The 21,046-nt window shown below is 55.6% G+C and carries 19 protein-coding genes; 2 read left to right on the forward strand and 17 right to left on the reverse strand.

The genetic code is table 11. From position 1 onward, the window contains the following. Positions 1 to 18: 18 nt before the first annotated feature. From ACJO5Y_RS06710 to ACJO5Y_RS06755, 10 genes are read right to left on the reverse strand one after another with little or no spacing between them, the layout of a single operon-like run. Complete coding sequence (locus tag ACJO5Y_RS06710) at positions 19 to 1,017, reverse strand: NADPH:quinone oxidoreductase family protein (RefSeq protein ID WP_406985651.1); 999 nt, start codon at positions 1,015 to 1,017, stop codon at positions 19 to 21. A gap of 2 nt (positions 1,018 to 1,019) precedes the next feature. Further along, entirely contained in the window at positions 1,020 to 2,210 is a 1,191-nt protein-coding gene (locus ACJO5Y_RS06715; protein WP_406985652.1) for a CaiB/BaiF CoA transferase family protein, read from the reverse strand. Next, positions 2,155 to 2,805: a 3-hydroxyacyl-CoA dehydrogenase family protein gene (locus ACJO5Y_RS06720; RefSeq protein ID WP_406985653.1), complete on the reverse strand. Its 651-nt coding sequence runs from the start codon at positions 2,803 to 2,805 to the stop codon at positions 2,155 to 2,157. The genes ACJO5Y_RS06715 and ACJO5Y_RS06720 overlap by 56 nt, the downstream gene beginning before the upstream one ends. Before the next feature lie 7 nt (positions 2,806 to 2,812). After that, a complete protein-coding gene (locus ACJO5Y_RS06725; protein ID WP_406985654.1) occupies positions 2,813 to 3,688 on the reverse strand; it encodes a 3-hydroxyacyl-CoA dehydrogenase family protein in 876 nt (291 codons plus the stop codon). 10 nt (positions 3,689 to 3,698) lie between these two features. Continuing rightward, the gene (locus ACJO5Y_RS06730) at positions 3,699 to 4,913 is read right to left on the reverse strand and encodes an acyl-CoA dehydrogenase family protein (RefSeq protein WP_406985655.1); all 1,215 of its coding nucleotides are present in this window, start codon (positions 4,911 to 4,913) and stop codon (positions 3,699 to 3,701) included. Continuing rightward, positions 4,888 to 5,631, reverse strand: coding sequence for an SDR family NAD(P)-dependent oxidoreductase (locus tag ACJO5Y_RS06735; RefSeq protein ID WP_406985656.1), 744 nt, complete (start codon positions 5,629 to 5,631; stop codon positions 4,888 to 4,890). Before ACJO5Y_RS06735 ends, ACJO5Y_RS06730 begins: the two co-directional genes overlap by 26 nt. A gap of 1 nt (position 5,632) precedes the next feature. Continuing rightward, positions 5,633 to 6,400 carry an enoyl-CoA hydratase/isomerase family protein gene (locus ACJO5Y_RS06740; protein ID WP_406985657.1) on the reverse strand — a complete coding sequence of 256 codons (768 nt, stop codon included), beginning with the start codon at positions 6,398 to 6,400 and terminating at the stop codon, positions 5,633 to 5,635. Then, positions 6,390 to 8,081: a class I adenylate-forming enzyme family protein gene (locus tag ACJO5Y_RS06745; RefSeq protein ID WP_406985658.1), complete on the reverse strand. Its 1,692-nt coding sequence runs from the start codon at positions 8,079 to 8,081 to the stop codon at positions 6,390 to 6,392. Before ACJO5Y_RS06745 ends, ACJO5Y_RS06740 begins: the two co-directional genes overlap by 11 nt. A gap of 21 nt (positions 8,082 to 8,102) precedes the next feature. Then, complete coding sequence (locus ACJO5Y_RS06750) at positions 8,103 to 8,882, reverse strand: enoyl-CoA hydratase-related protein (RefSeq protein WP_406985659.1); 780 nt, start codon at positions 8,880 to 8,882, stop codon at positions 8,103 to 8,105. 34 nt (positions 8,883 to 8,916) lie between these two features. After that, positions 8,917 to 10,167, reverse strand: a complete 1,251-nt coding sequence (locus tag ACJO5Y_RS06755; RefSeq protein ID WP_406985660.1) for a CaiB/BaiF CoA transferase family protein — start codon at positions 10,165 to 10,167, stop codon at positions 8,917 to 8,919. Positions 10,168 to 10,398: 231 nt separating this feature from the next. Between ACJO5Y_RS06755 and ACJO5Y_RS06760 the strand changes: the two genes are divergently transcribed. Beyond that, positions 10,399 to 12,036 (forward strand): sigma-54 interaction domain-containing protein, encoded by a 1,638-nt coding sequence (locus ACJO5Y_RS06760; RefSeq protein ID WP_406985661.1) that lies wholly within the window; start codon positions 10,399 to 10,401, stop codon positions 12,034 to 12,036. Positions 12,037 to 12,323: 287 nt separating this feature from the next. Here ACJO5Y_RS06760 and ACJO5Y_RS06765 read toward each other — a convergent pair whose 3' ends face one another. The 7 genes from ACJO5Y_RS06765 to ACJO5Y_RS06795 all read right to left on the reverse strand — a co-directional run bounded on the left by ACJO5Y_RS06765 (position 12,324) and on the right by ACJO5Y_RS06795 (position 20,056). Further along, on the reverse strand, positions 12,324 to 13,187 hold the full coding sequence (locus ACJO5Y_RS06765; protein ID WP_406985662.1) for a methyl-accepting chemotaxis protein: 864 nt from the start codon (positions 13,185 to 13,187) through the stop codon (positions 12,324 to 12,326). A 233-nt stretch (positions 13,188 to 13,420) separates the two neighbouring features. After that, on the reverse strand, positions 13,421 to 15,223 hold the full coding sequence (locus ACJO5Y_RS06770) for an AMP-dependent synthetase/ligase (RefSeq protein ID WP_406985663.1): 1,803 nt from the start codon (positions 15,221 to 15,223) through the stop codon (positions 13,421 to 13,423). After that, a complete protein-coding gene (locus ACJO5Y_RS06775) occupies positions 15,220 to 16,029 on the reverse strand; it encodes an ABC transporter ATP-binding protein (RefSeq protein WP_406985664.1) in 810 nt (269 codons plus the stop codon). The genes ACJO5Y_RS06770 and ACJO5Y_RS06775 overlap by 4 nt, the downstream gene beginning before the upstream one ends. Before the next feature lie 8 nt (positions 16,030 to 16,037). Then, positions 16,038 to 17,258, reverse strand: coding sequence for an ABC transporter substrate-binding protein (locus ACJO5Y_RS06780; RefSeq protein WP_406985665.1), 1,221 nt, complete (start codon positions 17,256 to 17,258; stop codon positions 16,038 to 16,040). A 59-nt stretch (positions 17,259 to 17,317) separates the two neighbouring features. Next, complete coding sequence (locus tag ACJO5Y_RS06785; RefSeq protein ID WP_406985666.1) at positions 17,318 to 18,361, reverse strand: branched-chain amino acid ABC transporter permease; 1,044 nt, start codon at positions 18,359 to 18,361, stop codon at positions 17,318 to 17,320. Position 18,362: 1 nt separating this feature from the next. Beyond that, complete coding sequence (locus ACJO5Y_RS06790; RefSeq protein WP_406985667.1) at positions 18,363 to 19,241, reverse strand: branched-chain amino acid ABC transporter permease; 879 nt, start codon at positions 19,239 to 19,241, stop codon at positions 18,363 to 18,365. Then, positions 19,241 to 20,056, reverse strand: coding sequence for an ABC transporter ATP-binding protein (locus ACJO5Y_RS06795; protein WP_406985668.1), 816 nt, complete (start codon positions 20,054 to 20,056; stop codon positions 19,241 to 19,243). The genes ACJO5Y_RS06790 and ACJO5Y_RS06795 overlap by 1 nt, the downstream gene beginning before the upstream one ends. A 179-nt stretch (positions 20,057 to 20,235) precedes the next feature. On the opposite strand from ACJO5Y_RS06795, the gene ACJO5Y_RS06800 reads away from it, so the two are divergent. After that, positions 20,236 to 21,030 carry an enoyl-CoA hydratase/isomerase family protein gene (locus tag ACJO5Y_RS06800; RefSeq protein WP_406985669.1) on the forward strand — a complete coding sequence of 265 codons (795 nt, stop codon included), beginning with the start codon at positions 20,236 to 20,238 and terminating at the stop codon, positions 21,028 to 21,030. The last annotated feature ends 16 nt before the right edge of the window (positions 21,031 to 21,046 follow it).

A 21,046-nucleotide genomic window follows, 5' to 3' on the forward strand; every position in this document is an offset into this window, starting at 1 on the left:
AACCGCATATCGTGGCGATTATCCCTGAGCCATTGTCAGCACTGCTTTGCCACGGATCTGGCCCTGCTTGACCAGATTCAGGAGTCGCTTGAATTCAGTCAGGGGCTCAATCACCTCTGCATGGGGTTTTATTTTCCCCGACCGATACAACTCGTACATATGTCGCTGGGCCGCAGCCATTTTCTCTGGCTGACGATCCCGGTAATCGCTCCACTGCAGCCCCGACACAGAGATATTTTTCACCAACAAATAGTTAGCCCTAACTGTCGGTATCTCTCCGGCGGCAAAACCAATGACCACCAACCGGCCACACCAATCCAGTGCACGCAGACTGGCTTCGAAAATGTCTCCGCCAACAGGGTCAATGACAATATCAACGCCCTGGCCATCAGATGCCTGACGAACCTGATCGCGCAATCGATCACGGACCGGAGCGTCCATTAAATCGATGATATGGTCTGCGCCATAATCCTTTGCCACCCGGGCCTGTTCCTCATTAATCACACCAGCGTAAACCACACCACCCAGAGCCTTCACAAGCTGGACAGTCGCCAGGCCGACTCCGCCCGCAGCACCGTTTACCAGAACCCGTTCACCCTCTTTAAAACCAGCCCTTTCCATTAGTGCAAAATAGGCTGTCTGATAACTGAGACCCAGGGCCGCAGCGTCGGTATAAGGCATGTCACCGGGGATCTGGAAACAATGACCTGCAGACACGATCGCGTATCCTGCAAAGGCTCCATATTCAACCAAAGCCGCCACACGATCACCGGGTTGAACGCTGGTCACGCCTGCTCCGATACGCTCAACCTCACCACTCAGTTCTTTTCCAGGACTGAATGGCAACGGTGGGCGAACCTGATAATTACCCTCGATAACAAGTGCATCCGGGAAGTTCACTCCGGCAGCACCAACTCGAACCAGAACCTCTCCGGGCCCAGGCTCAGGAATCGGCACATTCTTTACATCGGCCGACTCAACAGGGCCAAACTCCTCAATCCATACGGCTTGCATCATCGCTACTTCTCCTGCCCTGACACCAATCGCTCATTATTCTCTCCCAGACCGGGATAACCCGTTTCTCGGGGAACATCCCGAAAAGCGGGGGCAACGGGAACGGGCAACGCATTTATCGACTGACCAGGGTCAGAATTGATTGAGTACTGGAATAGCTTTCGGTGCTGAAATTGGGGGTCGTCAATAGCTTCCGCCAGTGTCGCGACAACACTGCAACAGACATCCTGACCGGCAAAACACTCGGACCAGTATGACGCAGGTGCTTCGGCTATTCTCGCCGCAATGGCTTGTTTTACTTCGGTTTCGTTATTTTCATCGTCCTGATATTCTGCAGGTAAGTCGATCAGTTGACAGAAATTCTCCCAAAACTTTTGCTCAAGAGGAGCCGCCGCTACAAAGCGATTATCGGAAGTGCGATATATCTGGTAGCGGGGGGACCCACCGGTTACCAATTCATGTCCAGGCCGAGGCCAGTGATTGGCCGCCTGGGCCTCACCCAACGCCCAATACATAAAGGTGAACATGCCGTCAGCCATGGAAATATCAAGATGGCAGCCCTTTCCACCCTGATCGCGGGTTCTGAGTGCCAGCAAGATATTCATTACGGCCGGGTAGGCACCCCCCGCAATGTCGGCGATCAACGCCGGGGGGAGTATGGGAGCACCGTCAGCACCCGCACTCAAACCAAGCAGGCCGGTTTCGGCGATGTAGTTTAAATCATGGGCGGCTGTCCTGGCCTTGGGGCCGCTCTGGCCGTATCCGGTAATTGAACAGTAAATGATGCCTGGATTAAGGCTCGACAGTTGCTCATAGCCCAGACCGAGCCTGTCCATCACCCCCGGACGAAACTGCTCGACCACAATATCAGCCTCCTTGATCAGGGGCTCCAGTTGTTCAAGGGCCTGGGGGCTCTTCAGATCAACCGTGATACTGCGTTTTCCCCGGTTCAGCAGCGCGAAGTTGACACTGTCCGCACCAAAACGGGGGGTATACGAGCGCATTTCGTCCCCCCTGCCAGGCCGCTCCACTTTTATAATCTCGGCACCGGCCTCGGCCAGCAGCAAGGTTGCAAGAGGTCCCGGCAGCAACGTACTAAAATCCAGAACCTTTATTCCCTTCAGTGGTTGCATGCCGACCTCACCTCTGTGTGCGCTGTTTTGCAACGACGGCACGCCGTGCAGGCGCGTATGCACGTTCCCCATACACCTCAAACAAAGGCTTGGTGACATCATGGTGATCGGCCAGCCCGGATCGCTCCAACAACTCGATTGGCCCTTCCGGGTAGCCCAGACCAAGCTTCAGGGTAAGATCCAGATCATCAGCAGTGGCCAGGCCTTCATCAAGACGGCGCAACGCTTCGTTGTAGTAAGGTCGGACCAGGCGATCGATAATCCGCCCCGCAAAATCACGACACACTGACACCTCAAGCCCGGCCTCTTTAAATAGCTGTATCGCGCTGTCTATAGCCTCTTCAGAGGAGTTCGGCTGACAAACCAGCTCTACCAGGTCAGACGGAGCATCGTTACCAAGCCTGAATCGGGCAAAACCCAGAATGTTTGAGCCTTCCAGGCCTCGTGACTCACCGGTGTGGGATGCCAGGCACTCCGTACCCAACTCAACCAAGACCGCCCGTTTGCCTTCCAGGTCACGAAACTCCCCCAGCGCGTCTCCCGCATTGGAACCAATCAACACCACGATATCCGACGATTCTGATGCGTTGCTCAGAAACTCACTACCATCCGGAAACGAGCGACTTTCACCTTCTGCTTTAATGACTTGATATTCCATGATCTGCTCAGCCTCCGAACATTGCGTCCTGCTCATAATTATAAAAACCCTGGCCGGTTTTACGCCCAAGACGATTTGCTGCGACCATACGCTTTAGCAGTGGCGGGCAAGCTGCACGAGGATCTTTCGTGACCTCATAGAAGGCCTCACAAAGGCGTACCTGCGTATCAAGCCCGATAAGATCAAGCAGTTCACAGGGCCCCATGGGATAACCCAATCCCTTTTTGATAGCCCGATCAACGTCCGCAGGCTCCGCGACACCACTCTCGACAAGGCGAATCACATCGTTATTAAAGGGCACCAGGAAGTAGTTCAGGATGAAGCCCGGAGTATCCTGAGTTCGTACAGGCTTCTGCTTCAGTGACTCACAAAAGGCCCAGGCTTTCTTGAAGGTTTCTTCCGAGGTGTTCAGACCGGGTGACATCTCCACTAACTTCATGAGCTGGGCCGGCAAACAGAAATGCATACCTACAACCCGATCAGAACGCCCGGATCCACCAGCGATCTCGCTAATCGACAGGGTGGAAGTATTGGTGGCGAATATCGTGTGCTCAGGGCAGACATCATTCAACCGCCCCAAAAGATCATGTTTAACGTTCAGGTCCTCAAACACAGCCTCAATGACAAGGTCAGAAGACGCAAGATCCTCCACCTTGCTCGTGCCATGCATTCGACCTAAAATTTCCGCTACCTGCTCTTCGGTCAACTTGCCTTTGGCAACCGACTTGGCAAAGAAGCCTTCGGTCTGTTTACGAGCACGAGCGATTGTGTCCTCACTGGTATCAAACAGATACGTTTCGAAACCTGCCCGGGCTGCGACGATTGCGATGCCAGAGCCCATGGTGCCTGCACCGGCAACGGCCACTGTCTTGATGTCATCCATTAATTATCTCCTAACGCTGCAAAAAACTACGACCGATCACCTGACGATGAACCTGGTTGGTTCCTTCCCATATCTGGGTGATCTTGGCGTCGCGCATTAACCGTTCCACCCGGTAATCCCTGCAATACCCATAACCACCGAATAACTGAACCGCCTCCGTTGTCATCTTCATTGCGAGATCAGAAGCACGTTGCTTGGCAATGGATGCCTCTGTCGCAAAATCCGTAGAACCGCTTTCCACGAGATCCGCAACGTGCATCAGCCAGTTGTCACAGAGCGCCAGTTCAGACGCGAGATCCGCCAGCATGAATTGAATCCCCTGGAATTCCAGGATTCGGCGTCCCGACTGCTTTCTCTCGTTGATATATCCGACGGCATCCTGAAAAGCGGCGCTGGCAATACCCAGTGCATGCGCGGCAACACTGGGGCGGGATTTATTCAATGACGCCAGAAGGACGTTCAGGCCATCACCCGGCTCGCACAACAGGTTAGCCATCGGTACCCGGCAATCATCAAAAGACAGGGTGCAGGTACTGGAGGCACGGTGCCCCATTTTGTCCTCTTTGCTGACGACCTCGAGACCGGGGGTACCTTTCTCCAAAACAAGTACCGAGATGGACTTCCTTGGATCATCGATCTCACTCCATTTACCGAAAACAAGATAGAGGTCCGCCGCATCGCCATTAGTAATAAAGGTCTTGCCGCCGTTAATGATGATGTCCTCACCATCTGGCTTGAACTGAGTTCGCATACCCAAAGCATCGGAGCCTGCTGAGGGCTCAGTGATGCACAACGATGCCAGCCCTCCTTCGGCAATACGCGGCAACAGGCGCTGCTTTTGTTCTTCTGTAGCGAAATCAATCACCGGCTTCATAGCATGGCAATTGGTCGCCCAGATGATCCCGGTTGAAGCGCAGGCACTACTGATCAGCCTGACGCAGTGCAAATAGGTGACAAAGGAAAGGCCAGCTCCGCCATATTCCTCGGGAATAAACACACCATTCAGGCCCAGCTCATTAATTGCGTGTACGTTGTCCCAGGGAAACTCCCCCGTGACGTCGTAGTGTTCAGCGCGAGGCTTGATCTTGTCTTCACAAAGCTCCGCTACAGAGTTAACCAGCATGCGCTCTTCTGGCGACAGCCGATCCAGACTCCAGATACGATCAAATATGCTCATGTCTGCTCCGGTTTCAGGTCGGTTACAACAGGATTCCCTGGCCACCATCGAGATAGATGGTTTCCCCCGTAAGGAACGGCATGTTTTCGGCAAATAACGCCCCCACCAACTGCCCGACTTCCTCTGGCTGAGCGGGTCTTTTCATCGGAATCCTTGAACGCAAATACTGCTGGAACTTTTCCTGCTCCAGATAGTCGCGATTCAGATCGGTTTCGACAAAGCCCGGAGCGATATTCACCACCCGGATATTGTCCCGCGCCCACTCCACCGCCAGGCACCGGGACACCGCTGCGATCGCCGCCTTGGACGCACAGTACGCAGCATTTTTCGGCACACCCGCCCGATCATAGAAAGAGCCGATACTCACGATCAGACCACCCTCCTCACACAGGTGCGGATGGACGATTTGAGCCAACACGAATGGCCCGATCACATTCGTACCCAACACGGTATTGAATTTCTCTGCTTCGAAACTGGTACTCGGACCATCGAGATGAATACCTGCATTGTTCACCAGACCGCCAATGCTATTATGATCCGAAGCAATCTGTTCGACCGTTCTGACCAATGCCTGATGGTCTGTAACATCACAGGCATAGGCCTTGATCCGATCCTTGCTAGTGGAGTCAACCTCAGCATCTTCCACCCCCTGCCCTTTTCTGCTGATGCAGGCTACTTGATACCCTCGGGTAGCCAGATTACGGACGATGGAGGAGCCGATACCCCGACTTCCGCCAGTGACGATAATTACTTTTTCATTCTCCATATCAATAGTCCTTAAACTCGGGATTACGCTTCGCAACGAAGGCTTCCATACCTTCGGCAGCATCTTCCGTCTGATAGGCGAGAGTAGAAAGATCGGCCTCCACTTTCAGGCCCTCTGAAACCGGCAGGTCCAATGCGCGCTGGACGGCTTCGCGGGCATAACCCAGAGCCAGCATTCCGAACCCTGAAAATTCACGGGCGAAACTTGCACCAGCCTCAAGGGGATCCTCCTTGATCACCCGGTTCACCAGCCCGATTCGCTCAGCCTCCTCAGGTTTAACAACACGGCCGGTCATAATCAGTTCCAAAGCCCTGGATTCACCGACCACTCGCGGCAATCGCTGGGTTCCGCCATACCCCGGGATCAGGCCCAGTTTGATCTCCGGCAGGGCCATCCGGGCGTTATCTGTTGCAAGCCGGAAGGTACAGGCAAGCGCCAGTTCCAATCCGCCGCCAAACGCAAAACCATTGATGATGGCAACCGTTGGCATGGGCAGTAGCGACAGCTTGTGGAACACACGTTGTCCCAGCTCGGCTCCCCGCTTTTGTTCGCTGATTGAACGCCCCATCAACTCTTTGATATCCGCGCCAGCACAAAAAGATTTTTCGCCCTCGCCAATGATCAGAGCAGCTCTGGCATTACTGGTGGCAACTTCCTCAATGACCACGTCAAGCTCACGGATGATCGCGAAGCTCAAAGCATTCAGAGCATCCGGCCGATTCAGTCGAATAACCGCAAATTCTTCAAAATATGATAGCTCAACGGTCATTGGAGGCCTCCTTTTGCGTCCCTGGCTCCGCCCAACGGATGGGAACCAGCTCCAACTCACCCTCACGGACCCAGTCAGCCAGTGTGCGTTTGAGAATTTTTCCACTGGCAGTCATCGGGAAACTGGGCAAGGTGACGTAGTATTCAGGCATGTCGTACTTGGACAGGCCCTGAGCGTGAAGAAAGGCCAGCAGGTCTTGCGGATCAAGCTCCCGTTCGGAGGCGGGGATAACAACCAGGCAGACCTTTTCCCCCAGGCGCTCATCCGGCACGGGAATAACCGCAACCGACTGTACTGCCGGGTAGCGAACCGCAATCGACTCAATATGGGAGGGATGAATATTGTGCCCGCCCCGGATGATCAAATCTTTCTTACGCCCGACAACATGCAGACAACCGTGCTCATCCAGCCATCCCAGATCGCCACTGAGGAACCAGCCACTGGTATTGAAGGAATCCTCTGTCGCTCGCTGATTATCGTAGTACCCGAGCATGAGGAGGGCCCCACGGGTACCAATTTCGCCAATTTCGCCGGGACCCAGGCGAATATTGGGATTTGCCGCGTCCCAGATGGCCGTTTCATACCCCGGACATGCCTCACCGCAGCTCGATACAATGGTGCCAACATCGTCCTCCGGACGCGTATACTGGTGCGAACCGTTTTCGGTCATGCCATAAACATTCTGCGGCTTAACGCCCAATTCGAGAAATGCTTCAGCTACGCTTTTGGGGATCGGCGCTCCCGCCATGTAAAACGTCTGCGTTTTACCCAACGACTTTGCTCCGCGCTTTCTCAATTCCGTCAGAATATCCATGGCGTGGGTTGGCACACCCATGACGTAAGTCGCCCCTGTCTCGGAAATCCAGTCAATCGGCGATTGCCTGGAAGGAAGATCATTGACGACCAGCTCACAACCCGACACAAGGAACTGCTCAAGGGCCACTGTGCCAATGTGATGGCTCAACGGGCTGAGCGTAAACATCACATCAGCCGGACTTAACTGCCAATCGGCCACCATACCGCGACCATTGGCCAGGAGCGTATTATCACTGTGCATGACGCCCTTGGGATCACCCGTAGTGCCCGACGTAAACGCGAGATAAACCACTTTATCCGGGTTCGGGTCACAATCAGGCAACTCTCCCGTATCGTCATCGGATGACGGCTCAAACCTCAGACCAAAATCGTCTTCATGCCTCGGTTCGCCTACGGTGACGATGTGACACAATTCTGCGACCTGCCTGGCAGCGGAAAAGATGTCACAGGTTTTCGCGTCCGCCCCATATCCGGGTTTCACAAACAGAACTCGTGCCCGCAGCCTCTCGAGATTACGAACAACCTCAGCCACCGTGTAGTTCTGATGCAGGGACGGGTTGCACACGTACCCGTTGCGGGCGCATGCCAGGAACACAATGATTGACTCCACACAGTTCGGGAGCCAGACACACACCCGGTCACCTGGCACCACCCCCTGGCTGTGTAATCGTGTTGCCAAAGCATCGACCGCTGATACGAGCTGGTCAAAGCTCAGGCGGCGCTCACTGTCACGAACAGCCCACGCATCAGGACGCTGGCTGGCATGTTTCCTCAGCAGCGAATACATCGTGTCTGTCGTCCAGTAACCGTCGCGATAGAACTTATTCGCAATCGCCGGGTTATGTAAGGTAAGTAACGGTTTCATGATTCATCCCCTTCCCTGCGTTCAGTGACCAAACCTGCTACTGTCGGGAGAACGACGGTTTGCGAAGGAATCTGCAAGCTCTTTGGATTCCTCACTTTGCAGATAGGTACGCAGTAACAGGTCATGCGCCATGCGCGCCAGTCCGCCTACTCCGCCATGGCGGGCATTGAACGCGGATTTAAGGGAAGCGAGCGCAAAGCTGCCGCGCTCGGCAATGGTCAGGGCCCACTTGGTCGTTTCCTCTTCCAGCTGATCATCCGGCACCACTTTGTTAATCATTCCCAGCTCAAGCGCTTCCTGTGCCGACATTTTCGGATTCGCGAACCAGATCTCTTTCGCCTTTTTCTTACCGACCAGGTCTTCCAGGAACCACGTACCGTAACCAGCATCAAAACTCCCCACCATGGGACCAACCTGACGGAACATGGCGCTTTCCTTGGAAATGGTAAGGTCACACACCACCTGCAGAACGTTGCCGCCACCAACGGCGTAACCATTGACGGATGCGATCACGGGCTTCTGAATTCGCTCTATGGCCTCGTACATCTCAAGCGTTGGCAGTACACCCGCATACATCAGGCTGTCTTCCATGCCGTCTTTACGCCCACCGATACAGAAGAACTTGTCACCAGCTCCAGTCAAAACTACCACTCGGGTACGGGTTTCACGTCCAATCTCATCCAGGCACGTACGCAGCTCCTGGCACATTTCAGCGTTGAACATGTTTCCATCATCAGGACGGTTCAGGGTAATCTTCGCAATTGGGCCTTCTTCGCGGTAAAGAATAGTGTTGTAAGTCATGAGAGCATTATCTCCTGGAAATTTATTGAATATTTTATTGCGTAACAGGCTGAAAAAGTTCAACAATACCGTCTTCACAAAGCTGGCGAATCTCGCTCTGGCCATACCCCAGGCTTTGCAATACTTCTCCTGTATGCTGCCCCAGGCGTGGAGGCAAAGAACGCAGAGTTTCCGCGCTGCCATCCAGCAACATTGCAGAACCTACCTGAGGAATGCTGGATGAGCCGTTTGCCGCCCTATAAAGTATGCCATTGGCTTGGAAGTACTCATCTTCCACCAGCTGATCAACGCTGTTGATCGGGCCCGCAGGAATACCTGCACCACGGAACAAATCCAGCCAATGCGATCTGGGTTGACCGATCAGGACCTCCTGAATTTCATCAACGATCGCGGCGCGTTGTGCCCGACGGTCAGCATTACTTCCCCGCGACGAATCTTCTGCTTTTTCCGGGAGCCCGAGTACCTTCCAAAAGCGCTTCCAGATACCGTCGTTACCCAGCCCGAGCGTTATCGGATAATCAGCTGTATCAAACGCTTGGTAGACGGCAATCACACTGTCGGTTCCACCACTTCGCCGCGGCACCTCACCGGAACCGAGATAAGACATAATTCGGGGCGACAAGAAACGGGTCATACTGCCAACGAGAGAAATATCCAGCTTATGGGATCTACCGGTCCTCATAACATCGAAAAGCGCTCCTACCGTGGCATAAGCCGCATCAACTGCTGCCAGCATGTCGGCAGCCGGTGCACCGATTTTCTGAGGCGCCGAATCGCGTTCTCCGGTCAAATCCATGACCCCACTATACCCCTCGGCTATGAGGTCGTAGCAAGTCCAGTTAGCACGCTCCCCCGTCAAACCGAAACCGGTAATTGATACAAACACCAACTTGGGGTTGATCTTGACCATGCTCTCATAATCGATCCCGAGCTTTTGCTGCGTACGCAAAATACTGTTAATAACGACAACGTCAGCCCGCTCGATAAGCTGCTCAAGAACACGCCTCCCCGCCGGTTCAATAAAATTAAGCACAGCACTGCGCTTGTTTCGATTGGCACTGAGAAACCAGAGTGATTCACCGTCCAGGTCTGGCGGCCCCCAATGTCGGGTATCATCACCACCTCCCGGACGTTCTACTTTTAGGACATCAGCACCAAGGTCGGCAAGGAGCATCGTAGCCACGGGTCCAGCAATGGATGTGGTAAGGTCGAGAACCTTGACCCCCTCAAGCCAAGTGACGCCTTTGCCACACGCCTGCATCGGCAAACTCTCTAACGGCAACATAGAATAGATCCTCTTTGCTTTTAGCACTTACAAAAAGGCAAGACCGATGCCAACATTTCTTTTCACTTTAAATCAGAATGTTATGGACATTTGATGAATGATCATGCCGGCGCATGTTGCCTACTCGCGCACACATGTGTATTTATTGAAAACACTCAAAGCCTCTTTCAACTGTTAACAATAATAATTAGCAGGCTACTTAATAGATAACTAAAAGAGGAAATCAAACTGATGCCTAGCCGCGAACAAAACTACGGTCTGATTGTTCTTAATAAAGAGGGAGACGCTGTTTTCTCTGCGGGTTTAGGAAATTCAGCTGAAGTGGTCGAAAAAATTCGCCAGGAAGTAAATAAAGATAAAAGGCAGATTTCCGGAATCCAGGCGGGCTCCACACAATGTATAGCCACCGTAGCCCCAATAGCAGAAGGACTCACCGCAGCTTTCATTCAGGAATCCTCTTCTGCGAGCACGCTGATTGATTTCCTGGCGGCGGTGGATATCGCGCCCGACATTCTGAACCACTTGCTTACCAACGCATTTGACGGCATGACCGTTACTGACAATGAAGGGCGCATTGTTTATTTAAGCCCCGTCCATGAAAAATTCTTTGGACTTGCCCGGGGAGAAGCTACTGGACGCCATGTCACTGAAGTTATTGAGAACACTCGCTTACACATTGTGGCCCGTACCGGAAAGCCGGAAATTGGCCAGATGCAAAAAATGCTCTCGAATAACCGGATTGTAAGCAGGCTCCCGATCCACAGTGGCGGAAAGGTTGTCGGCGCTATTGGTCGAATCATGTTCAAAGGCCCCGAACAGCTACTAGCAATGAGCAGCGAGATCGCGTCACTTCGCAATGAAGTTGAATTTTATAAACGCGAAGCGTCCTTCCTCCGCAATCGCACTTATGGCATTGAAGACATCATTGGCGACAGCAAAGCAATTCGTCAGCTGAAGTCAGACATGACGAAAGTTGCATCCCTGGATATACCCCTGCTGATCATCGGTGAAAGCGGTACGGGCAAGGAATTGGTCGCCCAGGCCCTTCACCGCCTCAGTCTGCGGCGCGACAAGCAGATGATCATGGTAAATGCGGGTGCCTTACCAGAGAGCCTGGTGGAAAGTGAACTCTTTGGGTATGAGCCTGGGGCTTTTACCGGGGCGAAGAAAAAAGGGCGAAAGGGCAAATTTGAAGCAGCTCATGATAGCAGTCTGTTTCTGGATGAAATTGGCGAAATGCCACTCGACATGCAGGTCAAACTTTTGCGGGTCTTACAGGATGGCTCTTTTGAACGCGTGGGGGGGGATGAACCAAAACAATCGGACTTTCGGTTGATCGCGGCTACCAATCGTGACCTGACCAGCATGATAGATACCGAGCAGTTTCGGCTCGACCTTTACTATCGCATCAGCGGAGTAACTCTCAGAGTACCTCCCTTGCGAGAAAGACTGGAAGACATACCGATGCTGGTTCAGCATTTCATCCGTTCGTTCTCAAACCGTCAAAGAACACCGGTCATGAGGGTCAATCCCTCTGTCTATCGTTACATGCAGAGCCGCCCCTGGCCCGGTAACGTCCGCCAACTACAGCATGAGGTAGAAAGAGCCCTTATCTTCTCCGAAGGCGAAGAACTGGTGATTGATGATTTTCGGCCATCAGAAATTTTCTCTAACGAATATTCACCTAACAGGCAGGCTACTCAAACAAAGAACAGTGAAGCCCTCAAAGACACCTTGGAAAGGGTGGAGTTGGAGAAAATCAGCGATGCCATGGCACGACATAACGACAATAAAAAGCGTGTATCGGAAGAGCTTGGGGTATCGCGCTCATATTTATATAAGCGCTTGAGGGAACTTCAGAGCCCTTAAAAGTGGCAACGATCCACATGCCGGATAAAGTTTTCGGTGAAAGCGGTAGTTAACCCCTCGTGCTACTACTGGATCGCCACTCAGGGAGGTTTCCTCGAATTCACGCTCCACCAATGAGGCGGCGTGCCCATTCTACAAGTATTGCGACGATATTACTTGCCCTGGCCCAGCGGGGTTCCGAGGTTCTGGATGAGCTGCGGGGTGACCCCGGAAAGGGGGGCCGCGAACTATCCAAACATGTAGGGCATGAGGTCAAAAAAAGTAATGACTCTGTAATACGCGTGCCCTCACCCCTCATTCGTCAACCGCGCCACCACAGCCGCAAGATCCGTCATGCCTTTTTCCACCTGCTGGATACCACTGGCAACGCCGGAGATCTCACTGGAACTGCGGCGGGACAGCTCGGACACCCCGTCCATGCTGGAACGTAAAGACCCGATCAAGTGGCTGTTTTTGCCGACCACGGCGGAAATCTCTTCCAGCGAGTGAGCGGTTTTGGCCGCCAGTTGACGAACCTCGTCCGCCACCACTGCAAAGCCCCGGCCCATTTCGCCGGCACGGGCGGCCTCAATGGCCGCGTTCAGCGCCAACAGGTTGGTTTGTTCCGCGACAGTACGGATGGTGCTGACAATGTTGCCAATCTGTTCGGCCTGGGTTTCCAGGTCCCGGCTCACTGCCGCTGCGCTGGATACCTCCGCCTGGGTCGACTCTGAGGTTTCCACCGCAACCGCAAGCGCGCGGTTGGCCTCGGCGGCGATTTGTGACGTTTCTTCAGAAGTGGAGGCGGCAACTTCGGCAGCCTCCCGGGCGTTGGTTATCCGGGAGGTGATATCGGCGGCGAACTTGATCACCTTATAGACCTTTCCGTCGGCATCCAACACCGGGCTGTATGTGGCCTCAAGCCAGATACTGCGGCCACTTTTGTCCCGGCGTTCAAACTGTCCTGAAAAACTTTCGCCCCGGGCCAGGCGGCTCCAGAAGTCAGGGTTGTTGCGATAGAAATCATCGAAGCAGAACATCTTGTGATGCTGATGGAGAATTTCTTCCCGGGCGTAACCGGTAGTGGTGAGAAAGTTGTCATTGGCTTCCAGTATCTCGCCATCCGGTGTGAACTTGATCACCGCCATGTATCGGTTGATCGCATCCAGCATCGCGGTATCATCCGCGACCTTGTCCTGCGCCGCTGTCGCGTCCCAGGCGATTTTGACAACCTTGGAAATTTGCCCCTCATCGTCGGTAACGGGGAAGTAGGTTGCCTCCAGCCAGACCCGGCGACCGTCCTTCGCAAAACGGGGGAAACTACCTAGCTTAAAATAGGTGTCGCGATACGAATTGTAAACAAAGACGACAGTTCTTCAATGCAACCAGATCCTCGCCAGTAGCTTCAGGCATACAGCGACTCAATCACACCACTGTATTTCTCATAGATGTTGCTACGCCGTACTTTCATGGTCGCGGTTACTTCGTCATCGTCGTGGTCCAGTTCCTTGGTCAGCAAGTGGAAGCGCTTGATCTGCGCCACCTGGGGCAACTGTTCGTTGCCCTTGTTCACCTCTGCCTGAATCAGCTCATTGACCCGTTCATGCTCGGTCAGGCTGTGGAAGGTGGTGTAGGCAATTCGCTCCTGCTCGGCCCATTTGGCGACGGTCTCGAAGTCAATCTGGATCAGGGCAGACACAAACTTGCGGGCCTCGCCGATGACGATGCACTCCTTGATGTAGGGGCTGGCCTTGAGGGTGTTTTCAATTTCCGTGGGGGAAAGGTTCTTGCCGCCGGCGGTGATCATGATATCTTTCAGGCGATCGACAATCTTCAACTGACCATCTCGCCATTCGCCCACATCGCCGGTGTGCAGCCAGCCATCCTTCAGGGTGCTGCGGGTGGCGTCATCGTTCTTGTAGTAACCTTTGAACATGCTGCCACCACGCATGATGATCTCATTTTGCTCGCCCAGTTTGACCTCAACCCCGGCAATCGCCTCGCCAACGGTACCCAGGTGAACGTTGTCCACGCGCTGGGCCGTTGCGACGCCGGTGCTCTCGGTCTGGCCATAGACTTCCACCAGGGGAATGCCGATGGTACGAAAGAACGTCAGAATACCGGTGGCAATGGGTGCAGCACCGGTAAGCGCGATGGTGCAGCGACGAAGCCCGATGAAGTTCTGCAACGCGCGGAACACGGTCCAGTAGCAGACACCAAACACCAGCCGCTCCATCAGGTTCCAGCTTGCCCGCGGTTTGGTGGCGAGTGGCTCACAGATCGTCATTGCCCGCTTGAACAGGCCCTGGCGCAAGCGACCGGTTTCCTGGATCTTGATGTAAATGGAGGAATGAAGTTTCTCCCAGATCCTTGGCACCCCGAGGAAAAACGTCGGAGCGATTTCCCGCAGGTCTTCCTGCACGGTCCGCAGGCTTTCGCCAAAACTGACCGTGCTACCCACATAGATCGGGGCAATATTGGTGAATGCCTGCTCGGCAATATGGCACAGTGGCAGGTAGGACAAACTGGAATCATGTTCGCCTACCCCCAGCAGCTCAATCAGTCCCGGCGCGGCAGCGTGGAGATTATGCCAACTGACCATCGCGCCCTTGGGGCGACCAGTTGAACCAGAGGTGTACACCATCAGCGCGGTGTCTTCCATGCGCTGACGATCCAGAAGATCATCGATCAACTGCGGATGCTGTTGCTCGAACTCCCGCCCCCTGGCCTCAATGTCCTCGAACGCGGACGGCGGCTCGGAGTAGTACCGCAGCCCTTTCATGTCGATCACGATGTTGTGCTTGAGCTGCGGCAACTTCGGCCAGGCTTCCAGCACCTTGTCCGTCTGTTCCTGGTCTTCACACACCACCATTTCGGCGTCGCTGTGCTCCAGCACATAGGCCACCTCGTTCCAGGGGCTGGTGGGATACACCCCCACACAAATACCCCCGACCATGCCGATGCCCATCTGGGCGATCACCCACTCCACCCGATTCTCCGCGATGATGGCCACATGGCCACCCTCGGAAAGCCCAAGGGCGCGAAGTCCCAGCCCGAAATGGCGGGCCCGCTGATAGTAGTCCTGCCAGGAAAAGGCCTGCCAGATACCAAAGTCCTTCTGGCGCAATGCCAGGCCATCCGGCCGCTCACGGGCATGAGCCCTCAGCATCTGGGTCAGGGTCAGGTCGGGAATTGCGGGTGTTGTCATGAAAGCCACCGTTTACGACGTTTGTAATGCTTGATGTCGCGGTAACTGCGGGCCTCGCCTCCGGCGCCGCCAACCCCGAGGTAAAATTCCTGCACATCTTCATTGGCGGTCAGTTTGTCGGCCGGGCCGTCAATCACGATCTTGCCGTTTTCCATGATGTAGCCATAGGAGGCAATCGCCAGGGAAACCGCGGCATTCTGCTCCACCAGCAGGATGGCCGTGCCCTGCTCACGATTGATACGGGCCACGATGGTGAAGATTTCCTCTACCAGCAACGGCGCCAGCCCCAGGGAAGGCTCATCCAGCATGATCAGGTCCGGCTGGGCGATAAGGGCGCGGCCCAGTGCCAGCATTTGCTGCTCCCCGCCGGACAGATACCCCGCCAGTTGCTTGCGGCGTTCCCGCAGGCGCGGGAAGTAGTTGTAGACCAGTTCATAACTGTCGCTCAGGGACGGCTTGCGGCCGCTGAGGGCGTAAGTCGCGGCGATCAGGTTTTCCTCAACCGTCAGGTCTTCGAAAACGCGGCGCCCCTCCATGACATGAAACAGGCCATCACGGACCAGCTTCTCCGGCGCGGTTCCTTTCACATCGGCGCCGCGGAAACGCACCTCACCGGCGGTTACCTCGCCGTCTTCCAGGTCCAGCAGGCCGGAGACGCTTTTCAGGGTGGTGGACTTGCCAGCGCCATTGGAGCCCAACAGCGCGACAATGGCGCCCTTCGGCACCCGCAGTGACAGGCCCCGAAGGACCTGCACCGATTTGTTGTAGACCACCTCGATATTATCGATTTCCAGTAAGGCTTCCATACAGCCCCTCAGTCGAGGTGAATCCAGTCCGATACCGGCTCGTAACGCCCCTCTTCAGCGTTCACCCGCCAGATACGGCCGACCGGGAAGGACATGTCCCGCACCGTCACCGGAATACCGATAATACCGCCGGTGTCCCAATCTTCGATGGAGGCCAGCGACGCCGCCATGTTCTCTGCGGTCAGCTCCTTGCCAGCGTCCAGCGTGCGCTTGATGACTTCGGTCCAGACCATGGCATTGAACCAGCCCTGCATGTAGCCGGTGGGGCGGTAGCCCGCTTCCGGATCACTCTTCTCAGCCTGGGCACGAAGCGCATCCAGCATCGGGCCGCTTTCTTCGCTGTCGTAGTAGTTGTAGGGCATCACGCCCATGTAGCCGTCGGCGTCCTCGCCCATCTTGTCGATGATCAGTTTGTCGGAGGACCAGAAAGTGCCCATGAACTTGGTATCCAGGCCCATCTGGCGCATCTGCACCATGAACTCATTGATCGGTGACAGCACATAGCCGTGGAACACCACGTAATCGGGGCGAACCCGGCGCAGCTTCAGCACTTCCGCCGATACGTCCACGCTGCCCGGCTTGGTGACGATCTCCTCGACCACTTCAATCCCCAGCTCGGCGGCGCGGGCCTTGCCATTCTCGATGGGATCCTTGCCGAACTCGGTATCGCTGTAGACAAAGGCCAACGTCGGCTTGTCGCCCTCCCCGGTCTCGGAAGCAATGTACTCGAGGATGATGCCGAACATCTGGCTGTAGCTGGGGCCCGGAATGAACTGGAACGGGTACTGCTCGTTGTCGGTCAGCGCGGTCGCGAACGAGGCGCCGCTCATCAGCGTGTTGCCCTGGCTGTTCAGTTCCGCGGCAATGGCTTTCATGAACCCGGTACTGTCACCGTAATACACCGCCGGTGAATCACTGCCGGAAATCTTTTTGAACGCGGCCACCGATCGATCCACCTCGTAGGCGGTATCTTCCATCACATACTCCACCGGGTGTCCGTTGATGCCCCCTTCGCTGTTGATCCAGCTGGTGTAGTCGGTGAGGCCGGCGTGAATATGCACCCCGGCAAAGGCAAATACCCCCGACAGCGGGATCGAGCCGCCGAACACGATGGGCTCCTTATCCTGCGCCATGGTGGGCGCGGTCATCGTCAGTGCCGCGACCACACCACTCAGCCCTGCGAGCTGGCGGCCCTTTCCAAGGCCTTTGCTGAATAGTTTTCTGAACATGTGTCTTCTCCTTGCTGCGTCTTGTTGTTGGTGTTGCAACGGGTCGCGTGGCAGCGCGATCAGGTACTGAATGGCCACAGCCGGAAGAACCGCCGGATGCGGTGCCAGATCTCGGCCAGGCCATGAGGTTCAAAAATCAGAAAGCCCACGATCAATGCCCCGAAAATGATTTCCAGCATCGGCGACATGAACACCGGCGCATTGGGGTAAAACGGTGTCAGCGCTGACGTCAGCAGCTTGAGCGCCTCCGGGATCAGCGTCATGAACGCCGCGCCCAGAATACCGCCCAGCAGGTTGCCCATACCGCCCACAATCACCGCCGCCAGATAGAAAATGGACATGGACAGCGGAAAGCTTTCCGGCGTCACCACCCGGTAAAAATAGGCAAACAACCCACCAGCCACACCGGCATAAAAAGAGCTCAGCGCGAAGGACATCAATTTATAGTGCAGCAGGTTGATACCCAGAATCTCGGCGGAAATGTCACGATCCCGAATGGCGATGAAGGCACGGCCAATACGGGTGCGGAAGACATTGCTGGCCGCGAACAACATCAACACCGCAAGTGGCACGATGACAAAGTACATCCGGAAATCGCTCTGGAAGGTAAACCCGAACAGATGGGCCGGTTCCAGGCTCAGTCCGCCCATGCCACCGGTAACCGATTCCCACTCGGCAAAGATAAAGTGCAGGAACACACCGGCCGCCAGGGTTGCAATCGCCAGGTACAGACCTTTGACCCGCAGCGATGGCAACCCCACCAGGATGCCGACCGCAGCCGCCATCAGCCCCGCCATCAACAGAGTCACCGGGAACGGCAACCCGGTATTCAGCGACAACCAGGCAACCGTGTAGCCGCCGACACCCATAAAACCGGCCTGCCCCAGGGATATCAACCCGGTAAAACCGGTGAGAATATTGAGGCCGGTGGTACTGATCACCGCGATGCCCACCAGGCACCCCAGGTACAGCAGGTAGGAGTTCACGATGAACGGAAACATCAGCAAGGTCAGCAGAAACAGGGCAAACCAGAATTTCTGGGTGGCACTGGTCCAGATCGCCTCATCGGCCTCGTAAGTCTGTTTTGCGTCACCAATGCGCATCTTACACTCGCTCTATTTCGTGGGTGCCGAAGAGTCCGTAAGGACGAATCACCAGGATGACCGCCAGCACCAGAAACGTGGCCGGCATCCGGTATTCACCACCGAGGTAGGCCCCGGCCACGGTCTCCAGCCAGCCGATAAACACCCCGGCAACCAGTGCGCCCAGAATGCTGTCCAGGCCACCGACAATCACCACCACCAGCACACTGAGGCCGATGATCCCGAACTGAGGGCTCAGGCCACCGGTCGCTGCCACCAGTACGCCAGCCAGGGACGCAGCCAGGGAGCCGAATACCCAGGCCAGGTTAAACACCCGACGAACGTTGATCCCCATGGAATAGGCCGCCGCCTGATCGGACGCGGTCGCCCGCAGTGCGACGCCCCCGCGGGAGAAGCGGAAATACAGCAGATACAGAATCAGCAGCGCGGCGCCAATCAGGAAGCCGTAGGCGATTTTCGGTGCAAGGTAAAGAGGACCGATGAAGACCGGTTCCCGGGGCAGGAAACGGGGCAACAACTGGGGATCGGCACTCCAGAAAAGCTCCACCACACCCACCAGGATGCTGGCGATCCCAATGGTCACCATGACCACCGCAATCGGCGACTCCCCGAGCATGGGCCGGATCATCACCTTTTCGATTACACCGCCCAGGATACTGCCCCCGAGAACCGCCAGCGGCAGCGCAATCCATGGCGACAGTTCCATGCCGCCGGCAAAGGCCAGGAACAGGTAAGCGGCAAACATCATGATTTCGCCGATGGCAAAGTTGATCACCCGGGTGGCCTTGTAGATCATCACGAAACCCAGGGCGATCAAGGAATAAAGCCCGCCCATGGCCAGCCCGGCCAGACTGATTTCACCAAAGAACAGCCAGTCCATTACGCCGCCTCCCCGCCAGCGTTCAGTTTTTCGCGCAGGCTGTCGATGTCACTATTGCCAAGGTATGCCCTGATCACCTCGGGGTTTTTCTGCACGTCTTCCGGCAGGCCCTCGGTGATCACCTGGCCAAAGTTGAGTACCGCGATGTGGTCCGAGATATCCATCACCATGCCCATGTCGTGCTCCACCATCAGCACGGTCACGCCCCACTCCTCGCGGATATCCAGGATAAAGCGGGCCATGTCTTCCTTTTCTTCCCGGTTCATCCCGGCCACGGGCTCATCCAGCATCAGCACCTTGGGGCGCATGGCCAGGGCTCGGGCCAGTTCCACCCGTTTCTGCAGGCCATAGGAAAGGCTGGCCACCGGCTGGCGGCGAATGTGATCAATCTCCAGAAAATCGATGATGCGGTGTTCCACTTCCCGACGAATCGCCATCTCCTCACGACGCGCCGCACCGAAGTACGCCAGCGAGCCCAGCAGGCCGCTTTTCATATGGACATGGGCGCCAAGTTTGATGTTGTCGAGTACCGTCATACCCCGGAACAGGGCAATATTCTGGAAGGTTCGGGCCAGGCCCAGCGAAGCCCGCTGCGGTGGCTTGATACGGCTTGCAAGCACCTCCCCCTGATAGCGGATCGTGCCCTGCTGGGGTTTGTAGAAACCGGAAATGCAATTGAACAGGGAGGTCTTGCCGGCGCCATTCGGACCGATGATGGTGGTGATGGTGTTTTCCGGCACGCGGAAGCCGACATCCTGCAATGCCTTAACACCACCGAAGGACAAAGACAGGTTATTGATCTCGAGGATACTCACATCTTGTCACGCTTAACCAGGATTATGGTTGTTGTTATTCTCAGACTGTTGCCTGAACCAAACTAAAAATAGTCCAACCCCGCAACAATGGCCAAGCCACAGTGTCCTATTATGAAACGGACGTGATGGACGAAAAGATGCAGTCGGGCTGCAAACGCCCGGGCAGGAGCAAAACAACAATGACAACACCGACCGTGATATCCGAATTTGACCGCAGTAACGGCGTCGCAACACTGACCTTCAATCGGCCCGACTCACTCAATGCCATCGACATTCCCATGGCTGAATCCTTCCTGGAGGCGGTCAGGGGGCTGGCTTCCCAGCAGGGCCTACGTTGTGTGGTGCTCCGGGGCGCCGGTCGCGCGTTTGTCGCGGGGGGCGACATTTCCGGCATGACCGGAGGCCAGCAGCAGGCCTGGCAAATGGTCAACACCATCCTGGAGTCGCTGAATCCGGCCATCCTTTTATTACGGGATATCGACGCACCGATCATTGCTTCGGTTAAAGGCGTGGCAGCGGGGGCCGGTTTCAGTCTTGCGCTGATGGCGGATCTGGTTGTGGCCGAGGAAAACACCCGCTTCCTGATTGCCTACAACGGCATTGGCGCTGTACCGGATTGCGGCGGCAGTTGGTTCCTGCCCCACAAGATCGGCGCCGGAAGGGCCTCGGAAATGATGATCCTCGGCCGCACCCTGAATGCCACGGAAGCTCAGCACTGGGGCCTGGTCACCCGTGTTGCACCGGAAGATCAGTTCGATGAAGTGCTGGCGACCACCATTGCAAAGGCCGCTGAAGGGCCCGGCCGGGCTTTTGGCGCTTTTCGCCGGCTGGTCGACCAGGCAAGCGGCACACCATTGGCCGACCACCTGGAAGCCGAGCGACAGGCCTTTCTGGAGATGACCACAACGGCCGACTTCAGCGAAGGGGTATCGGCGTTCCTGGCCAAGCGGAAACCACGCTTTCAGGGTTACTGATAATGCACACGGTGGC

This window comes from Marinobacter alkalisoli (assembly GCF_045449855.1).
In the GTDB taxonomy this organism is placed as follows: domain Bacteria; phylum Pseudomonadota; class Gammaproteobacteria; order Pseudomonadales; family Oleiphilaceae; genus Marinobacter.

Excerpts from the sequence above, each read along its gene's own strand:
- ACJO5Y_RS06710 (WP_406985651.1), bottom strand. The coding sequence starts at position 1,017 with ATGATGCAAGCCGTATGGATTGAGGAGTTTGGCCCTGTTGAGTCGGCC.
- ACJO5Y_RS06720 (WP_406985653.1), bottom strand. The coding sequence starts at position 2,805 with ATGGAATATCAAGTCATTAAAGCAGAAGGTGAAAGTCGCTCGTTTCCG.
- ACJO5Y_RS06725 (WP_406985654.1), bottom strand. The coding sequence starts at position 3,688 with ATGGATGACATCAAGACAGTGGCCGTTGCCGGTGCAGGCACCATGGGC.
- ACJO5Y_RS06730 (WP_406985655.1), bottom strand. The coding sequence starts at position 4,913 with ATGGTGGCCAGGGAATCCTGTTGTAACCGACCTGAAACCGGAGCAGAC.
- ACJO5Y_RS06735 (WP_406985656.1), bottom strand. The coding sequence starts at position 5,631 with ATGGAGAATGAAAAAGTAATTATCGTCACTGGCGGAAGTCGGGGTATC.
- ACJO5Y_RS06740 (WP_406985657.1), bottom strand. The coding sequence starts at position 6,400 with ATGACCGTTGAGCTATCATATTTTGAAGAATTTGCGGTTATTCGACTG.
- ACJO5Y_RS06745 (WP_406985658.1), bottom strand. The coding sequence starts at position 8,081 with ATGAAACCGTTACTTACCTTACATAACCCGGCGATTGCGAATAAGTTC.
- ACJO5Y_RS06750 (WP_406985659.1), bottom strand. The coding sequence starts at position 8,882 with ATGACTTACAACACTATTCTTTACCGCGAAGAAGGCCCAATTGCGAAG.
- ACJO5Y_RS06755 (WP_406985660.1), bottom strand. The coding sequence starts at position 10,167 with ATGTTGCCGTTAGAGAGTTTGCCGATGCAGGCGTGTGGCAAAGGCGTC.
- ACJO5Y_RS06760 (WP_406985661.1), top strand. The coding sequence starts at position 10,399 with ATGCCTAGCCGCGAACAAAACTACGGTCTGATTGTTCTTAATAAAGAG.
- ACJO5Y_RS06765 (WP_406985662.1), bottom strand. The coding sequence starts at position 13,187 with ATGCTGGATGCGATCAACCGATACATGGCGGTGATCAAGTTCACACCG.
- ACJO5Y_RS06770 (WP_406985663.1), bottom strand. The coding sequence starts at position 15,223 with ATGACAACACCCGCAATTCCCGACCTGACCCTGACCCAGATGCTGAGG.
- ACJO5Y_RS06775 (WP_406985664.1), bottom strand. The coding sequence starts at position 16,029 with ATGGAAGCCTTACTGGAAATCGATAATATCGAGGTGGTCTACAACAAA.
- ACJO5Y_RS06780 (WP_406985665.1), bottom strand. The coding sequence starts at position 17,258 with ATGTTCAGAAAACTATTCAGCAAAGGCCTTGGAAAGGGCCGCCAGCTC.
- ACJO5Y_RS06785 (WP_406985666.1), bottom strand. The coding sequence starts at position 18,361 with ATGCGCATTGGTGACGCAAAACAGACTTACGAGGCCGATGAGGCGATC.
- ACJO5Y_RS06790 (WP_406985667.1), bottom strand. The coding sequence starts at position 19,241 with ATGGACTGGCTGTTCTTTGGTGAAATCAGTCTGGCCGGGCTGGCCATG.
- ACJO5Y_RS06800 (WP_406985669.1), top strand. The coding sequence starts at position 20,236 with ATGACAACACCGACCGTGATATCCGAATTTGACCGCAGTAACGGCGTC.